At 40.9% G+C, this 17385-nt stretch carries 17 protein-coding genes and 1 tRNA gene; 4 read left to right on the top strand and 14 right to left on the bottom strand.

Translation table 11 applies throughout. The features are described 5' to 3' along the window. Positions 1 to 125: 125 nt before the first annotated feature. Together BKM01_RS07270 and BKM01_RS07265 are read right to left on the bottom strand one after the other, a co-directional pair. Positions 126 to 1361: a M1 aminopeptidase family protein gene (locus BKM01_RS07270; RefSeq protein WP_072359129.1), complete on the bottom strand. Its 1236-nt coding sequence runs from the start codon at positions 1359 to 1361 to the stop codon at positions 126 to 128. Between the two features lie 230 nt (positions 1362 to 1591). After that, entirely contained in the window at positions 1592 to 2083 is a 492-nt protein-coding gene (locus tag BKM01_RS07265) for a rubrerythrin family protein (RefSeq protein WP_072359127.1), read from the bottom strand. Positions 2084 to 2186: 103 nt separating this feature from the next. Here BKM01_RS07265 and BKM01_RS07260 point away from each other — a divergent pair, with 103 nt between their 5' ends. Next, the gene (locus tag BKM01_RS07260; RefSeq protein WP_072359125.1) at positions 2187 to 2549 is read left to right on the top strand and encodes a dihydroneopterin aldolase family protein; all 363 of its coding nucleotides are present in this window, start codon (positions 2187 to 2189) and stop codon (positions 2547 to 2549) included. Here BKM01_RS07260 and hisC read toward each other — a convergent pair. The 8 genes from hisC to BKM01_RS07220 all read right to left on the bottom strand — a co-directional run bounded on the left by hisC (position 2544) and on the right by BKM01_RS07220 (position 9597). Beyond that, positions 2544 to 3629, bottom strand: coding sequence for a histidinol-phosphate transaminase (gene hisC, locus BKM01_RS07255; protein WP_072359123.1), 1086 nt, complete (start codon positions 3627 to 3629; stop codon positions 2544 to 2546). The genes BKM01_RS07260 and hisC overlap by 6 nt on opposite strands. After that, positions 3616 to 4722, bottom strand: a complete 1107-nt coding sequence (locus BKM01_RS07250) for an acetylornithine transaminase (RefSeq protein WP_233125636.1) — start codon at positions 4720 to 4722, stop codon at positions 3616 to 3618. Before BKM01_RS07250 ends, hisC begins: the two co-directional genes overlap by 14 nt. A gap of 71 nt (positions 4723 to 4793) precedes the next feature. Further along, complete coding sequence (locus BKM01_RS07245; RefSeq protein ID WP_072359119.1) at positions 4794 to 5639, bottom strand: acyltransferase; 846 nt, start codon at positions 5637 to 5639, stop codon at positions 4794 to 4796. 133 nt (positions 5640 to 5772) lie between these two features. Next, a complete protein-coding gene (locus BKM01_RS07240) occupies positions 5773 to 6246 on the bottom strand; it encodes a PUA domain-containing protein (RefSeq protein WP_072359619.1) in 474 nt (157 codons plus the stop codon). A 198-nt stretch (positions 6247 to 6444) separates the two neighbouring features. Beyond that, complete coding sequence (locus BKM01_RS07235) at positions 6445 to 7905, bottom strand: RtcB family protein (protein ID WP_198926181.1); 1461 nt, start codon at positions 7903 to 7905, stop codon at positions 6445 to 6447. A gap of 17 nt (positions 7906 to 7922) precedes the next feature. Continuing rightward, positions 7923 to 8351, bottom strand: coding sequence for an archease (locus tag BKM01_RS07230; RefSeq protein WP_072359115.1), 429 nt, complete (start codon positions 8349 to 8351; stop codon positions 7923 to 7925). A 44-nt stretch (positions 8352 to 8395) separates the two neighbouring features. Continuing rightward, positions 8396 to 9034: a CDP-alcohol phosphatidyltransferase family protein gene (locus BKM01_RS07225; protein ID WP_327078527.1), complete on the bottom strand. Its 639-nt coding sequence runs from the start codon at positions 9032 to 9034 to the stop codon at positions 8396 to 8398. 17 nt (positions 9035 to 9051) lie between these two features. Then, on the bottom strand, positions 9052 to 9597 hold the full coding sequence (locus BKM01_RS07220; protein WP_233125597.1) for an aldolase: 546 nt from the start codon (positions 9595 to 9597) through the stop codon (positions 9052 to 9054). A gap of 91 nt (positions 9598 to 9688) precedes the next feature. Here BKM01_RS07220 and BKM01_RS07215 point away from each other — a divergent pair. Both BKM01_RS07215 and BKM01_RS07210 read left to right on the top strand, forming a co-directional pair. Beyond that, positions 9689 to 9762 (top strand) — tRNA-Thr (locus BKM01_RS07215). 30 nt (positions 9763 to 9792) lie between these two features. Then, on the top strand, positions 9793 to 9999 hold the full coding sequence (locus BKM01_RS07210; protein ID WP_072359109.1) for a hypothetical protein: 207 nt from the start codon (positions 9793 to 9795) through the stop codon (positions 9997 to 9999). A gap of 254 nt (positions 10000 to 10253) precedes the next feature. Here the strand turns inward: BKM01_RS07210 and BKM01_RS07205 are convergent, their stop codons facing one another. The 4 genes from BKM01_RS07205 to BKM01_RS07190 all read right to left on the bottom strand — a co-directional run bounded on the left by BKM01_RS07205 (position 10254) and on the right by BKM01_RS07190 (position 13467). Further along, positions 10254 to 10961, bottom strand: coding sequence for an RAD55 family ATPase (locus tag BKM01_RS07205; RefSeq protein WP_072359104.1), 708 nt, complete (start codon positions 10959 to 10961; stop codon positions 10254 to 10256). After that, positions 10958 to 11158, bottom strand: coding sequence for a hypothetical protein (locus tag BKM01_RS07200; protein WP_072359102.1), 201 nt, complete (start codon positions 11156 to 11158; stop codon positions 10958 to 10960). The genes BKM01_RS07205 and BKM01_RS07200 overlap by 4 nt, the downstream gene beginning before the upstream one ends. A gap of 120 nt (positions 11159 to 11278) precedes the next feature. Beyond that, positions 11279 to 12148 (bottom strand): hypothetical protein, encoded by an 870-nt coding sequence (locus BKM01_RS07195; RefSeq protein ID WP_123130053.1) that lies wholly within the window; start codon positions 12146 to 12148, stop codon positions 11279 to 11281. Positions 12149 to 12165: 17 nt separating this feature from the next. Beyond that, positions 12166 to 13467, bottom strand: coding sequence for a DUF835 domain-containing protein (locus tag BKM01_RS07190; RefSeq protein WP_072359098.1), 1302 nt, complete (start codon positions 13465 to 13467; stop codon positions 12166 to 12168). A 385-nt stretch (positions 13468 to 13852) separates the two neighbouring features. On the opposite strand from BKM01_RS07190, the gene BKM01_RS07185 reads away from it, so the two are divergent. Beyond that, entirely contained in the window at positions 13853 to 17143 is a 3291-nt protein-coding gene (locus tag BKM01_RS07185; protein WP_072359097.1) for a PAS domain S-box protein, read from the top strand. Positions 17144 to 17385: the final 242 nt, after the last annotated feature.

The raw sequence follows: 17385 nt of genomic DNA, 5'->3' as shown, positions 1-17385 counted from the left end.
TATACATTAATTACAACACAACGCAATCACTATAGAAAATAAATATACAAAAGCAAGAAAAAAATCCATCCATAAATTGCCCCAATATGCATGGGAAGTATGTCAGTTTTTATCCTAACAACTTATCAGACAAAATTAGAATACGTTTCATCGAAATCTTTGCCTGAAACCGATTCAATTATTGAGATATGATCAGACGTATCCACACTACCGTCGGTCAGCAACTTCCTGTTGGCGATTTGCATTCTTTCAAAACCAACTTTTTCATAAATATCCGATACGAAAACAAAAGATTTACTGTAACCATAGCCAATCCTTTCTGAGCTGGAAGTGTTATACTCATCAGGAATAGACCAGCCATCAAGAGCCTGTGCAAACTGTTGTTCTTTTTTGCCATAATCCCCCTCAAGTTCGGATTTCATAGCAAGGGCCTTTTTAGGATTTGTTTGTTTTAATACCAGGAAAGTATACAGGTTGGCATAACCTTCATGCATCCAGAGTTGCTCAAAATTGCATGCATGAGTCCAGCCGTGGGAAAGTTCATGTATCAGCACACGGTCATCTGCTGAATGTAGAAGGGATATTGTACCATTACCATAATTGAAACCATCGTAACCCTTCGTTTCTGCAATTGAAGATTCCCTGATAATGAGATCTGAATTGCCCGGAAAAGGGACGCCCCAGACATCCTCCAGCAAGGGAAGATAGGTAGCCGTTTTGTCCAGCACCCCTTGTGCCCATTCATAATTTCCTTTCCGGTATTCCACACTGATGTTGACGTTCCTGCCTTCCAGGGAAACAACTTCACTGGCGACCATGATGTCCACTGTTTTTATACAATCAATCCGCAAAGGAATCTGCTGGAAACTTTCATTTCCAAACGTATAAACTACGCGATCGGTTAGATTTTCTTTTCCATAACCCACATCTTCCAGGCATGTTTCATAGTCATCAGGTACAATGAGTTCCACCTTTCCAGAATCTGATTGTTCCATGATTATGAAAGTAGTATAGATGGGATCTGTCCGGACATCGTATTCCATTGTGAAAGTGTAACTATCCCCATACCACACATCCCCATTGAATATGAAAATGTAATAGTCTACGCCATCTTCAGCTTTTTTGAAACTCACTTCAGAGGAATCGTCATAGGAACAAAGATTCGAATGATCCGGAGGAACAGGATAGTTTAATGAAGAGTAAAATCCCTGCCAGTAGCTGGTATTTTCATCCTTGTTGGTAAAAGTGATCTCTTTTGTGACATGGACAACCCCTGACCCGACTTCATATACAGAATTCACTTCTAATTCATTCTGTTCCCATTCAGCGCAAGCCGTAGAAGTTGCCAGCACACAAAACAAGAATACCGCAATAATAGAATAAAATACAACGCTGGTAAACGAATAATTCCCAGATTCCATTAACCGTATTGTTCCATGACCATAGGGATAATAAATATGGCAATGAATATACAATTAGTGTACATAAAATACTGTATATTAATTAAGAAAAATAAAAATGTTGAATCAAAACCGACAGGCAGCAGCAATAAATAAAAAATAGAAGAAGATGTCCTAATCAACAGGACACTTTAATCAATTTTCTTGAACTTAGAAGCTGGAGCACCACAAATCGGACATACGTCCGGTGCACCATTTTCTACAGTATTGCCACAAACTTCACATACGTAATACTCAACCTCTTCATTGTTGCCTGCATTATCAAGGGCTTTTTTGTAAAGTCCGGCATGAATTGCTTCTACCTGATTGGCAACATCAAAACTCCAGGCAGCCTTACCGTTACCTTCCTCTTTTGCCTGTGTTATGAATTCAGGATACATTGTTTCGAATTCATAGGTTTCCCCTTCAATAGCTTCTTTGAGGTTTTCCTCTGTGCTCTTTATGCCATCCATTATGCCAAGGTGATTGTGAGCATGAATGGTCTCAGCCTCTGCGGCGGCCCTGAACAGTTTCGCTATCTGAGGATAGCCTTCTTCATCAGCTTTTTTTGCAAAGGCCAGATACTTGCGGTTTGCCATGGATTCACCGGCAAATGCTCCTTCAAGGTTTTCAAGCGTACTCATGGAATATACTCCTTATTTTGTAACCATACCACCTTATACCTGATACTATGTAAAAATGTACCCCATCCACAAATATAAATAGCACTCTGCCATCCCACTAATCATGGAAATGAGACCTGATGATTCACAAATGGCTGCTTTTGAGGCAGGGATCAAACTGGGAGCCCTCTATCACCAGTTCACGGGTTCACCCCTTAACCTGCAAAATGTGGATAGCCTGGAAAAAGCCATTGCTGAAAGTATTTCTGTACAGCCTTTTGTTGAAGAGATCAATGTAAATATAAACAGGGAAATGATAGCCTCAAAATTAAATGGTGAATTCGGATACTGCGAACTTGAAGGAAAAATGTTGTCAGTGGCTCTGCAAGTAATCCATGGAGATATCAGAATCCGGGCATCAATGGCATACAACAAAGAACTGGATTACCCACTTATGGAAATAAATGAGGTCGAAAGCCTCTCATAAATAGGTCGAAAAGCCTTCCACAACTCTTTCATTTTGTTCTTTTGTACCTACAGTGACCCTGATAAAAGAATTACCTGCATCACGGAAAGAAGTGCAATCCCTGACAATTACTCCCCTGCGCAACAGGTGGTCGCATACATCCTTTGCACCATAGGGGGCAACGTCCACAAGTATAAAATTAGCCTGTGACTCATATACTTTGAAAGGCAGGTTTGCCTGCAAATATTTACGACCCTCGATTACCATCTGTTGGCTGGCCTCCAGATGCTCTTTGTCAGAAAGGGCAGCAATACCTGCTGCAACAGCCGGTGCACTTACATTGAATGGAGTAGCAGCTTTCATATATTCGACCTTAAGCCAGGCAGGCATTATGCCGTAGCCAAGTCTTAAACCTGCCAGTCCGAAGGCTTTGGAAAAGGTCCTGCCAACAACAAGATTATCATATTCCCCTACAAGAGATGCAATATCTGAGCCTGCAAATTCCACATAGGCCTCGTCCACAAAGACCAGGCATGCAACCGAATCCAGCAACCTGCGCAGTTCTTTTTCAGCAGTGACATTGCCCGAAGGGTTGTTGGGAGAACATATGAAGACGACTTTTGTATTCTCATTCACCGCAGCAATGACCCTGTCAATATCCAAGTCAAATTTTTCATTGCGTTTCACAAATACCGGTTTTGCACCACATGCAGTTGCAGAAATCTCGTAATAGGAAAAGGTAGGAGTTGTAATTACAACTTCCGATTCTTCAGATATGAGCATTCTCATCAGGCCGTCAAGCAAACCATCCATACCCGGACCGGATGCCACAATATTGGCCGGGGGCATACCAACATAAGCAGATATTGCATCCACAAGTTCCCTGGCATCTGCCGAAGGGTAAATATTCACAGTGGCGGCAGCTTCCTCCAGGGCACTGACTGCTGCCGGAGAAGGACCCAAGGGATTTTCGTTTGAGCCGAGTTTGATAATCGAATCGGGTTCCAGATTATATTTTTCAGCGATCTCGGCAATCGATTTACCCGGCACATAGGGAGCTATCGACCTGATCTCAGGTTTTACCAGTTCATAACTTGCCAATTACATCCACCACCGAATCCACCTGTTCTTCGGTTATGACAAGAGGAGGCACCATACGCAGGATGTTGCCTGCTGTGCAATTGAGGAGCACACCTTTCTCAAGGCCCGCAGTTACCATCTCCGCACATGAGTCCTTCACACGTACGCCCATCATCAATCCTTTACCCCGGATTTCCAGGAAATCCTCACGGTTTAAACCTTCCAGTTTCTTCACAAAATACTCACCCATAATGCGGGACCTTTCCACGAGTCCTTCTTTTTCAATTGCATTAATGGATGCCAGGGCTGCTGCACAGGCAAGGGGACCTCCGCCAAAGGTTGCGGCATGCTGGCCCTTCTGGAAAACAATACCTTCCCTGCTTGCAATGGCACCCATTGGAAATCCGCCTCCAAGTGCTTTGGCCATTGTCATTATATCCGGGGACACATTGAAATAATCCTTACAGAACCACTTGCCCGTACGCCCGAAACCAGTCTGCACCTCATCGAATATCAACAGAGTGTCGGTCTCATCACAAATTTCCCTGACCTCTTTAAGGTAATTTGAGGAAGGAACATTGACACCACCCTCTCCCTGGATGGGCTCCAAAATTACCGCTGCTGTATCCGAATCAATAGCATCTGCAATCGCCGGGGAATTATCATAAGGTACAAAATCAACCCTGCCAGAGAGAGGTTCAAAGGGTTTCCTGTAAGCCTCTTTGGAAGTTACTGCAAGTGCCCCCATTGTCCTGCCGTGGAATGAGCCTTCTGCAGCCACGAAATTTTTTTTCCCAGAATGTGCACGGGCCAGTTTCATAGCAGCTTCTACGGCCTCGGTGCCGGAATTGCAGAAGAACAGGCGATCCATGCCGGTAACCTGTGACAGCTTTTCTGCAAGGTCAGCCTGTACATTGGTATAATAGAGATTGGATACATGGATGAGTTTGGCTGCCTGTTCCTGTATTGCTTTAACAACTTTGGGGTGGCAATGTCCCACATTGTTTACGGCTATTCCTGCAACGCAATCGATATACTGTTTGCCGGCAATATCCCATACAAGAGCGCCTGCTCCCTTATCCAGTGCGATAGGATAACGACCGTAGTTTTGCATAACGTATTTTGAATCTTTCTCTACAATAGAGTTATAAATCTCAGTAGTTTCACTCAAAAAAGAACACCTTTTTATTGTGGTTGGTCTGCTATGTCCAGTTTTATCAGTTCCCTGTCCCGGGCGACCTCTTCTTCTTCACGTATGAATGTGGTGCCACCGGTGGCTCGCATAATACCATCGACCCTTGAATCCTCATGAATCCTGATAGAGTAAGCATTGATCTCTCCCAGTATATGGGTGCCTTTACCCACTACAACCCTGCCCCGGGAGACAATGTTACCGTGGATGGCATTATTTTCACCGATCTCAATATCACTGGCTGTCCGGATACTTCCATACAAAGTGGTAGTATCACCCATTTCCAGTGATTCAGCCCTTATATTACCTACGAGCCTGCAGCTATCTCCTATGGTGGCTGCCCCGGGTACCCTTATAGAGTCTGCAGATATGCGGGATCCGTTGGGAACTACCATAGCACCATAACTGATCTCTTTTGCTTCCTCTTCAAAGAATTCACTCATAGCCTTTTCTACTTCTTCACCCTTACCCATACGTAGAAGTTCGGAGATATAGAGGAAAATGTAAGTGATTACAGGCACGGGATTACGAACAACTATCCAGCCATGAGCTTCAAACCCTCTGTTGATCTTTACATCATTACCAACATCAAGGTCTCCATTAACGAAAAGTTTGCCATCTATATTCACAAACTCGCCAATATAGCCATTTTCACCACAGCGCACATTGCCACCGATTTTTGACCAGATATCTATGCGAATATCAGACCTGGCAAGTACATCACCTGATACAGATACCCTTTCTCCGATTATCACCGAATCAGCAATTATACCGTAGCGTATATCGGAATGGTTCCCTACTATAATATCCTCATCCAGAACAATATTATGTTCTTCCATTTTCGTATTTGGAGGAATTACAAAGGTTTTCAGGAGCTGGTCTTCTTCGATAGTTTCACCTTCTGAGGAAGTACAATATAATTTACATGCTTATTTGTTGAATATATATTTAGATTTTGATTGCAGCTCCATATCAGCTGCTATCCACCCCAACCCTGACATCAACAGCCGGGCCGTTCTGCATGGCAAGAACTTCTTCAGGGGCAAGTAATAACTGCCCTGTAGCAATAAGATTGTCCTGTTTATCTACAAGCAAAACTTCATCTCCAGCCCTCAGATCGGGGTCTATGTTTTCCACATGCTTGGCAAAGGCAGTTTTCCCTTTTGAGACAAAGGGGATCGCATCCTCACACATCATTACGCGATAGCCCGGTATTGGAAGATGGGAATGGATCAATGAGGCCCCTTCAATACTCAAAGTGAACATTCCATCCCTGGCACGTACTGTAGCCATACGTTTTCCTCCGGAAAATATCTGCCTGATCCTTTTTGTCCGGGATAACTTGAATGTGATCTCACCTGAAAAGAGAATGTTTCCACAGCCTTTGCCAAACTGGTAATCAGCCATGGTGCGGACCTGTTTAATACGTGATTCTTCTTTTGTCATGGCCATAAAAAAGCATTAGGACATTAAATGAGTAGCGGTGAATACACGGGGATTAATCAAACATTTTAAATATTATAGTCACCCATTGGAATGTGAGGAAGCGGAACCTGTCATATGGTTTAATACAGAATTACTGTAACCAAGCAAAACCATTCATCCCCTCAAACAATGTGTTCCCTTCCTCATATTCTCTCAATTTTAACCTTTTACAACACCCAAAGGCATGAGTTTGGCGACCTTACCTGCAATACCAAGCCTGTCAACAACATCCACAACCTCACTGCTGGATTTGTAGACTCCTGGTGCTTCTTCGGCAATGACCGAAGGATGGGCTGCCCTGACAGAGATGCCCTGACCACTGAGATCTTTTTGAATCTGTTCTCCCCTGAAAGTGTGTTTCGCACCGGAGCGACTCATTACCCTACCGGCACCATGACAGGCGCTTCCAAAGGATACATCCATTGCTGACTGCTTACCGCAGAGCACATAGGAAGGAGTACCCATACTGCCCGGGATAAGTACTGGCTGGCCTACAGCCCTGTAAGCCTTCGGGACATCGGGATGGCCTGCAGGAAAAGAACGGGTGGCACCCTTGCGATGTACATAGACCTGTTTTTTTCCACCATCTACATCATGTTCTTCCAGTTTGGCGACATTGTGAGCCACGTCATAGACCAGATCCAGGCCCAATTCATCCGCGTCCATGTTCATTTGTTGTCCGAACACTTCACGACAGTGGTGCATTATGATCTGGCGGTTGGTCCAGGCATAGTTGGCAGCTGAGGCCATTGCACCGAAATAGGCCTGGGCTTCTTCTGATTGTGCCGGTGCACAGGCAAGTTGCTTGTCAGGCAGGTCTATTTTGTATTTCTCCACTGCACGGGTGAGATTGCGCAGGTGATCGGTGCATACCTGATGCCCCGCACCCCGTGATCCGCAATGGACCATGAAAGTAAGCTGGCCCTGTTTGAGATTAAAGGCTTCAGCTGCGACCGGATCATATATCTCATCCACATACTGCAATTCCAGGAAATGATTGCCACTTCCCAGGGTTCCGAGCTGAGGTCTGCCCCTTTTGTGGGCTTTGGCACTAACCTGTGAAGGATCGCCTCCTTCGATGCACCCTTCACCTTCACAGTGGGTGAGATCAGCTTCTACACCATACCCCTCCTCCACAGCCCAGCGGGAGCCATTGGTGAAGATTTCTTCAAGTTCACTTTCCGATGCCCGTATTCGGCTTTTTGAACCCACACCCGAAGGTACGGCCTTAAAAAGGGAATCCAGCAGGTTATTGACTTTACCGTCCACATCGGATTTTTCCAGATTGGACCTGATCAGGCGTACACCGCAGTTGATGTCAAATCCCACACCACCGGGACTTATGATACCTTCCTCGGCATCAAAAGCGGCAACTCCCCCTATAGGGAAACCATATCCTACATGGGCATCGGGCATTGCCATTGAGAATTTCTGTATTCCTGGCAGGGTGGCCACATTGGCTACCTGGTCCACTGCTTCCTTTTCCAGATTGGTGAACAATTTATCTGAAAGATATATCCTGCCTGGCACCCTCATTCCGGGCTTATATCCCAAGGGAACTTGCCATATATCATTGTCTACCCGTTCAATTCCTTCTATTTCCGGTCCTTCTGTATCCATCCTATCAAATCCCCTTTTCATGTATCCACTGTAGTACGTACTGTAACTCCCTGTGATGTGATTTGTACACCAAGGTCATTATATGTTACCGCTTTGACTTCGGTGTCAAATATATGTTTTTCAAGATCCAGAGGTTCACCCTCTGCTTTTGCTGAAAGTAGGTATTCATCACCTTTTTTCTCAATATCAAACACTTCAAAGCTACTGAAAACAACCATATTAACCTCAAATAGATAAAGAAGTTCAGAAAGCCAGTCCACAAGAAGATTTTCCAGATCAGGTGCCTGCAATTCAATATATTCGGTAATCTGTGGATTAATGCCGGAAGTATCGATCATAACGTTAAACATAGCCTCTGCGGCATTTGCGAAGGCTTCTTCTGCAGTGGCCCCAAAGGCTTTGAACCTCGCATCTGCAGTATGTTCCAGGTATTCGTATTTTTTCATGAGAACAACCAATTACAGGGAGTAATTTAAATCATGCGTCTGTTTCAGCCCAGGCGTGTGCGGATAAAATGTATACGCTGCAGGGCAGTTACATGAGAAGCAATACCCATAAGGATAAGGGACCAGCCAAGCAGGGTGTAGCCAAATATAGCCTGTGGATAGATAATGTGCAAAAGCGACGCTGCCATGATCAGTACAAGACGGTCCGCCCTTCCCATAATCCCACCATAGAAACGACCAATGGATAATGCCTGGGCCTGTGTACCGAGATAACTTGTCAGAAGGATGCCCACCATTGTGAACAGACCGATACCCCACCCCGCATATCCCCCGAAGACCAGGCCGCCGACAATAAAGACATCTGCATAGCGATCAACCACATGATCAAGGAAATCCCCGGCCTTGTCGTTTATGAGAAGATAGCGGGCCATACTGCCGTCCAGTGCGTCAAACAGGGAGTTGAGGACTACAAATATAAGTGCCGCACCTATCAGAAAAATGTTGGCCGCTCCCAGGGCATAGCACAGTCCTGCAACTGCGGAAAAAAGCAGGGAAGCAAGTGTTACCTGGTTGGGGGTTATGCCCGTATCTGCAAATATCTTTGCGAGTCTAGAGATGGGGCCTGCAAAAACAGGCCTGAAACGGTCCAGGGTCATTGTATAGTCCCTTAGTTGTTCTTCCATGATTTAATCTTTTACTTTCACAATGAACTTTTGGCAAGATCGTAGTAATAACGCACCTTACAGGTGTGCTCAATCTGGGTAGTATTGATGTAGGCGTGGTCCAGGGTCTTTCCTGTGGATATGGTGCCGTGGCTTTTGACGATAACCCCGTCGGATTCTGCCAGGGCCGCCGCGGAGTTTGCGGCAAGTTCTTCACTGCCTATGCTGCCTTCCACAATAGGCACGGGCCCGAGGAAACACACACCTTCACTATCCAGTGGTTCGATGCTGCCAGATTCATCCAGCAGTGACATGACTACGGCAAAGGGGCAGTGCCCATGCACGATGCATCCGGCATCAGTTTCCTGATAGATACGCCGATGTACCCGGGATTCCGACGACGCGAGACTGTCAAATTCGCAGGTGGTATAGATGGGCACCTCCACCACATTCTCCGCACATATCTCGTCTAGCGGGCATCCGCTGCGGGTAATCACCATACTGTTGCCCCGACGTACACTTATATTTCCAAAATGGGACTCAACCAGCCCGTGATTCACGAGTTTTTTCCCGATTCTTGCCATTTCCTGCCACATAGGAGTTAGATATAGCGCAACCAGCCATAAAATTTATGTGCCATTATGGTATCTATGGGTTGCATTCGATACCATAAGCGCCTCGGTGGCTCAGCCTGGCAGAGCGAGTGACTTGTAATCACTAGGTCGCGTGTTCAAATCACGCCCGGGGCTTAAGTATTGTAGTTTAAAACCCATGACAAAATGACACCTGCCTTGGAGTTCAGGGCAGGTGTTGAAATGTTTTCTATCTATAATCATGAGAAAGAACTGCAATCAGTTGAAAAGCGCATAAGTGACGCGTCTTATTCTGAAAGGGGTAAGAAACTTCTTTTTGACTTTGAAAATGATCTCTATACAGGAATGCGTAGGGTTCAGATTATTTTTGCAGTATCTTATCTCTCTTCCTGATTGGCTATTCATCCCGGACACCATAATCCAGAAGATCATGTCTGAGTGACTATTGGATACAGTAAACAAGACCAACCAATGAAGTATGAATCGTATAGGATGCTATTGAAGCACGCAGCACAAAGGGCTGGCATCAAAAAAGATCAGATATCTTTCAATATAAAGGAAAAGAAAGTGATTCCTGAAGGGTAGAAACAACCTCCAACGGAAACACAATTGACAATTATGAAAACAGGTATATTCCCACTTTAATTTTAGAATGTCGTGTCTTTGTAGATTTCAATACCATTACCTGAAACAGTAAGTATGTAAGGATCCATGCTGTGAGAGGTTGCTCTCATTTTCTTTACCTGTATGTACCTCTGGGACGAATTGTCCTTTGTTTTTATCATCATATCTATAATGCCATCTGAAAGATAACCTTCCATTCCACTTGATTGTTGGGTCTGGCCAATGATATCATATGTTTCAAATATAACAAATGTTGTTATATTTTCTCTTCTCAGGGGTTCGAAAAGGTGAAACAGTTGCTTTCTGAGTTTGGATGGGTCCGTATCCATCAAAGAATAAAGTGCGCCGAGAGAATCGATTCCCAGACAGGTGAACTTTTCTCCTTTTTTCTCTTTGTATTTCATTATATTATTGCCGATAACTTCTATAAGGTTCTCATTTCCAGATGCCTCCTCAAATTTCAATCTGTAATCACTATAGTCGGAAACGAAAAGCCTTTCTGAAAGTTTCAGTCCCATACTATCCATATTTCTCAGATGACTGGCCTTACTTTCTTCAAGGGTAATATAAACACCATATTCATCACTGTTTTCCAGATAATTGGATAGGAGGGAAAAAGTCAAACCTGATTTTAAAGTCCCGGGGGGACCAGTAACCAAGATTATACTGCCCTTTGGAATATCATTAGCAAATATATTGTTAAGTCCTTGTACCGTATCAATAAATCTCATTGAATACCACCTATTTTTTCAAGAAGTTTCTTTCTTTCACTTTCTCGATTCAGATCATTCTGCCTTGAACTATGTGTACTATAAGAAACGTTACTATTATCTATTTTACCAATTTGTAATTTTAATTTATCAAACCCGGCTGAAAGAAGGTTATTATCGGAATCAATATATCCACCGTTTTTGAGGTTGTTGATCATTCCATTAAGTCTTTCCAAGGGAATAGCAAGCCTTGTTGCAATTTTTTCTTCATCTGTGTTTCCTGTGTAAAAGAAAGAAAGTATCCTGTAATAGGGATCACAGGTTCTTTCAAGTGCGATCTATATGGCAGAAAGGAATACTGCATCCTTTGAATGCAGATTTATTTTGTCTTCCATTGCTGTATAAATAATCAAACTCTGTATATTTTCATTCATTTCACCCATCTTTACAGATTGTATTTCCACAGGAATGAAAGCAAATAAATCACTATTACTTACACTCCCTGAAACAAAAGAGTCATTCCGGCTATGTTCAATCCATACTTTTCCTTCAGTTAATTCGTCGGGTCCACCTGTTTTTTCCTGGCCACTATTTGGAAAATAAGGCCCGTTGTTTGTCTGTGTATATTCCCCGAAAACCTCATTAATATAGGCCTTTCCCCGGAGTTTGAGGTTGGTAGATTCATCAATGAGATCCATTGAGATTAATTGCTGTAACAATTTCTTAACAAGAAGTTCTCTGCTATCAAACATAGTTGCCAGCATTTTTGTATTATTAATTCCATTTGCCAACAACAATAACATCTTCAGGTGTTCACTATTGAGTTCCTGCAGAATAGCATCCTTTTGGAAACCAATTTCTTTATTAAAAAACTGGCGTATTGCAGTAATTGAATCTTCCTCAGCCGCAAAAACAAGGCTGGTAGTGATGTAGCGAGAACCGAAAAAAGATTTCTTTTGATAGTCAATGGCAATACTTTCAGGTGCATCACACGTTGCCTTTATCTTGTTTAAAAAAGAAGGAGGCAATTTTCTACCAACAATTTCAATTGCTTTTGTCGGTATAAGTTCCCATCCGTCTGGTGAAGGAAGCCAGATTCCTTTTTCGTCAAAAGATACCGTACCGTGTTTCCAATTAAGGTCATTTGATCCAAGTACAGTAAGCATTTGAGGTACATCGGGAAGAAAATAAGCATCAGCTTCCATCATTAACCCTATTCAACTTTTTATATATCATTGGACAACTGAATATTTTCAATTGCATCAAGCGGTAATTTCCTCATCCATCTTTTAAACAAATGATATTCTTTTTGCTCCATTGTGTGAGGATCAATCTGGATGATCAATTTGGATGATGAAGCCATTATACTATCATTTATCTGTTCAATTAATTTAATGATAGAGCGGAAATCATTTTCAAGTATCAGATATTCAAGCCCGTCAATAAATATAAGGCCATTTTCTACCTTGTCAATAAAATTTGTTATTGTAGGAGGAATTTTAAATATTTCAGAAGGTTCGATAACAGGATCTGTACTATTTTGATTTTTAGTTAACCATATGAGAGGTGTTTTATACAAATCATAGCTTTTTCGAATATGATCCGGATTCATTCTGGAGATGCAAAGTCCATGGTAACCACTTTTGACAAAACATGAGAAGGCATCATAACCGGTCTTGAAATCTGCGTTATCAATAATATATGAATATCCATTTTCAATCGAACTCAATTCTAGTCTAACGTCTTCATTATATTCCCTTTCAGTCAATGGAGTAATGAATAATCCTTTAAGTTTCTTCAGGTCCTGCATAGTGACTATCATTCCGGTGCCGGATTCTTCATCTTCCACCATTGATGTCGAAACATTCATTGAAACTGATTTGCCATTTTTTTGTAAAAACTCAATTGTAAAATCACTTTTATCTTCCATTTCCAGATTTGAATCATCTTTGAGTATGCCGGAAATGTTTTTCCCCAGAATCTCTTCTCCTTCATAACCAAGCAAACGAATTGCACTCTTATTAGCATTTAGTATATTTCTATTTTTATCAAGATAGAGAATTGCAATCGGGGATGTTTTGATAAGTTTATCGAGATGATCGCGGTATTTTTGGGCTTTGTTCTTGTCCTCTATGATAGTATCTCGCTGGTGCTTGATACGCAGAAGGGACTTTACCCTTATTTGAATTTCAAGCATATCCACAGGCTTAGCCAGAAAATCATCTGCTCCTGAGTCAATGCCTTTTTGAAGATTATCTCTTTTTGAAAGGGCAGTTACAAGTATAACAGGTATATATTTGGTATCATTATTGGATTTTAACTTGTGGCAAACCTCAAAACCGCTAATATCTGGCATCAAAACATCAAGTAGTATTAGGTCAATATTTTCATTGGCTTTTTCAAGTGCTTCAGTACCACTGGAAGCGAATACTAAATTATATTCATCTTCCATATAAGCATCCATCAGATCCAGATTGGATTCTTCATCATCGACTACTAATATGGTTGATTTAGCGTTACCCGTCATTATTCTCTCCAGTATGATAATTATAATTATCAAAAATATCTTTTCCAACCTATATAAGTTTAATTTGACCTTATTTTATAATTAACAAAATGGGATCAGAAAAGTATAATTCAAAAATCGCACAGATAATTTCCAGTACCATAATTTAGGAGAGGGGTCCTGCAATTGTTGAGGGGACCGCAAGTGTAGTGGAAAACATGGATTTGCAACTCTTGTATGCGAAAATAGGTCAGAGAATTGCCCATAAGTATTCACTTTTGATTTACTGAATATCAATCGCAAATATTGAATGAATCAGTCAGCGTTAACTTTGAATGGTTCTTCATGGGGAATATATTTATATAAAACAGACTATAGTTTGTAGTACTTGACTTAATGGAGTGGGATGTCAATATCATATAATAAACCTTCTATTGATACTGAATTGTTTGACCTATGGGAAGATAATATTGCCATAATCTCTCCCCATGGAACGGTTATTTACACCAATAAAAGCTGGAAACATTTTGCTCAAGATAATGGGCTAGACCCATTAAAATGTAGTGAAGGAATCAATTATCTGAAAATATGTGATGAAGCTACAGGAGAATATGCAAATGAAGCTCCTATTACAGCAGAAGGAATTAGGGATGTAATATCTGGCAAAAAGAGTACTTTCAAACTTGAGTATCCCTGTCACAGCCCTGATGAAAAACGCTGGTTTTTACTAATCGTTACTCCCCTGTCAAAAACGTATCCTACGGATGTTCTCTTACATCACATAAATATCACTGAACGCAAACTTGCTGAAGAAAAAATAAAGTTGTTTATAAATATTTTCGATAATGCAAATTATGGAAATGCAATTACTGATCTTGATGGAAATATCAAGTATATAAATGCTTATAATGCAAAAATTCATGGATTTAAGCCAGAGGAATTAATTGGGAAAAACCTATCTATTTTTCATAATGAAAAACAGATGGCATATATAAGCAATATTATTGAATCATTATTGCAAGATGGTTATTATACTAATATTGAGGTCTGGCATACTCATAGAGACGGTACTACATTTCCAATGCTGATGAGTGGTATAGTAATAAAAGACGAGCTCCAGAATCCTTTGTTTTTATCTGCCACAGCTATTGATATCACTGAAATGAAAAATAAAGAATACAAATTACGTGAAAGTGAACACAAATTCAGAAGATATATAAACAACGCGCCAGATGGCATTTTTGTTGCTGACGAAAATGGTTATTATGTCGATGTTAACAATGCTGCCTGTGAAATGACGGGTTATTCAGAGTATGAATTAATTGGAATGAATCTACTGGATCTACTGCCATCTGATATTCATAAATATGCGATTAACAAGTTTGAAGATGCGAAAAATCAAGGAAAAATAGATATTGAAATTCCATATTTGACTAAAGAGGGGGATAAAAGGTGGTGGAGGATTACAGCTGCTTCTTTATCCGAAAATAAAGTAATTGGGTTTGTAAAAGATATAACCAAACAAAAAAATACGGAATCAGCTCTATCAGAAGCATTAACTCATTCCCGGCAAAGAGAAAAAGAAATTAATGAACTTCTGAATTCTACCACAGCTATTCTGGAAATTGACGATTTCGAGGCAGTTGCACGCCATATATTTGATGCATGTGCACGGGTCATAGGTGCAAAAGCAGGTTATATGGCCCTATTATCGGATGAAGGTGAAGAAAACGAACTCCTGTTTCTGGAAGATGGAGGTATGCCGTGTTCTGTGGATCCTAATTTACCCATGCCAGTTAGAGGTTTGCGAGCTGAAGCATATGAGACAGGTGAAGTTGTTTATGAGAATGACTTCATGACAAGTGAATGGATCAAATATATGCCAGAGGGTCACATGGTTTTGCCAAACGTTCTTTTCTCTCCATTGAATATAGAAGGCAAAACAGTCGGTATACTTGGATTTGCTTATAAAGAAGGTGATTTCACAGAACATGATGCGTGGCTTGCAAAAACCTTTGGAGAATATGCCTCCATAGCCCTGAAAAACAGCAAAAATTTTGAATTATTGGAGAAAAGTGAGCAACGTTACAGATCCATCTTTGAGACAGCTGCAAGCCTGATAACTTCAGTAGATTCAAATGGTATAATTGTGGATTGTAATAATAAGCTCAAAAATTTCCTGGGTTATGAGAAAGATGAGATAATAGGCTATCCTATGTCAAAAATAATTCATCCTGATTATCACGACAAAGCTTTTGAATCTCTTCAGGAAATCCTTGTAACTGGGTATTCCAAGGATAAAGAGTATAGGATGGTCAAAAAGAACGGTCAAATTCTTGATGTACTTATAAACTCTTCAGGCATCAATAAGCAAAATGGTGAATATACAAATACAATTTGCATTATTAACGATATAACTCAGCGTAATAAGAATTTGCAAAGAATAAATTATCTCACCGATACATTGCGTTGTATACGTGATGTGGATCAAACAATTGCCAAAGAAAAAAACTTGTATGACTTACTCGAAAAAATTTGTGGTAGCTTAACCAAATATAATACTTATACTGCCGTTTGGATAGGCATCTTTGGTGAAAACAATAAAATTAATATAATTACTGAAAGGGGCCACAGCAACAAATTTGATAATTTCCTTCATAATATCAACAGCAATAATTTGCCACATTGTGCTCAGTGTGCTTTAAAGGCCAGTGATTATATAATAATAGAGGATCCCGAAAAAGAATGTAAGGGATGCCCTTTGCAAAATAAATATGGAACGGAAGATGTCTTTGTATCAAAAATTGAGTATGCCAATAAGATATACGGTATAATTGCACTAACAATACCGGAGGGTCATTTAAATGATGAAAAGATTATTGATTTATCCAAGGAAGTTGTTGGTGACATTTCATTTTCACTTTATAATTTGGAACTGGAAGCACTTCGACAAAAAGCTGAAGAATCGTTGCTTGAAGGTAAACTTGTGGCTGAAGAAGCCAATCGTACCAAGTCCGAGTTCCTTGCCAATATGAGTCATGAATTACGTACGCCTCTAAACTCAGTTCTCGGATTTTCCCAGGTGCTGAAGAAGAATAGTTCCAATCATCTGGACGATAAAGAAATCAGATATGTATCTAATGTTATAAAGGGTGGAACTCATTTGTTAGAATTGATCAATAATATCCTTGACCTTTCAAAAGTCGAATCGGGTAAAATGGATTATGCGCCTGAAAACATAAATCTTTCAGAAACTGTCAACAGTACTGTAGTATTGGTTGAACCAATGGCAAACAAAAAAGAGATTTATTTAAATTACGATGACGAATCTGGTAATATAAAACTACAAGCAGATAGAATGAAATTCAAGGAAATTCTGTATAATTTACTAGGTAATGCAATCAAATTCACACCTGAAAAGGGTGAAGTATTCGTTAAATCCAAAATTATAGATGACCATATTCAGGTATCTGTTTCTGATACAGGGGTTGGTATACCTGAAGAAAAGTACCAGAGCATATTTGACCCATTCAAACAGGCAGATACTTCTTCAACACGCAAATATGGTGGAAGTGGTCTTGGGCTGGCCCTTGTGAAAAATTATGTTGAGATGCATAATGGAAATATTTGGGTCGAAAGTGAGGTTGGTAAAGGCAGTACTTTCACTTTCACAATTCCTATTAGTAATACAACATGATAGATATTCCACAGTAGATGTTAAAACCAATCGCTACAAATTTTTTATGAGTAATCCTTAAACAAACTCGGTCTGTCCCTGATAAAAAGCATGTAATTTTGGGCAAAGCAGCCAAATACATTCGGGGGTGGCACCTGATAAGCTGCCTGAGCATCTAAATATAGCCTTTCAGAATCATAAAATACAGGTGAAAACCGCCATAGCTTAAAAGGCTAATCCAAATTACTAATTCAATATGGATG

This window comes from Methanohalophilus portucalensis (assembly GCF_002761295.1).
In the GTDB taxonomy this organism is placed as follows: Archaea; Halobacteriota; Methanosarcinia; order Methanosarcinales; family Methanosarcinaceae; genus Methanohalophilus; species Methanohalophilus portucalensis.
The sequence above is the reverse complement of the archived record's forward strand: the minus strand, read 5'-3'. Positions and strand labels throughout refer to the sequence as shown.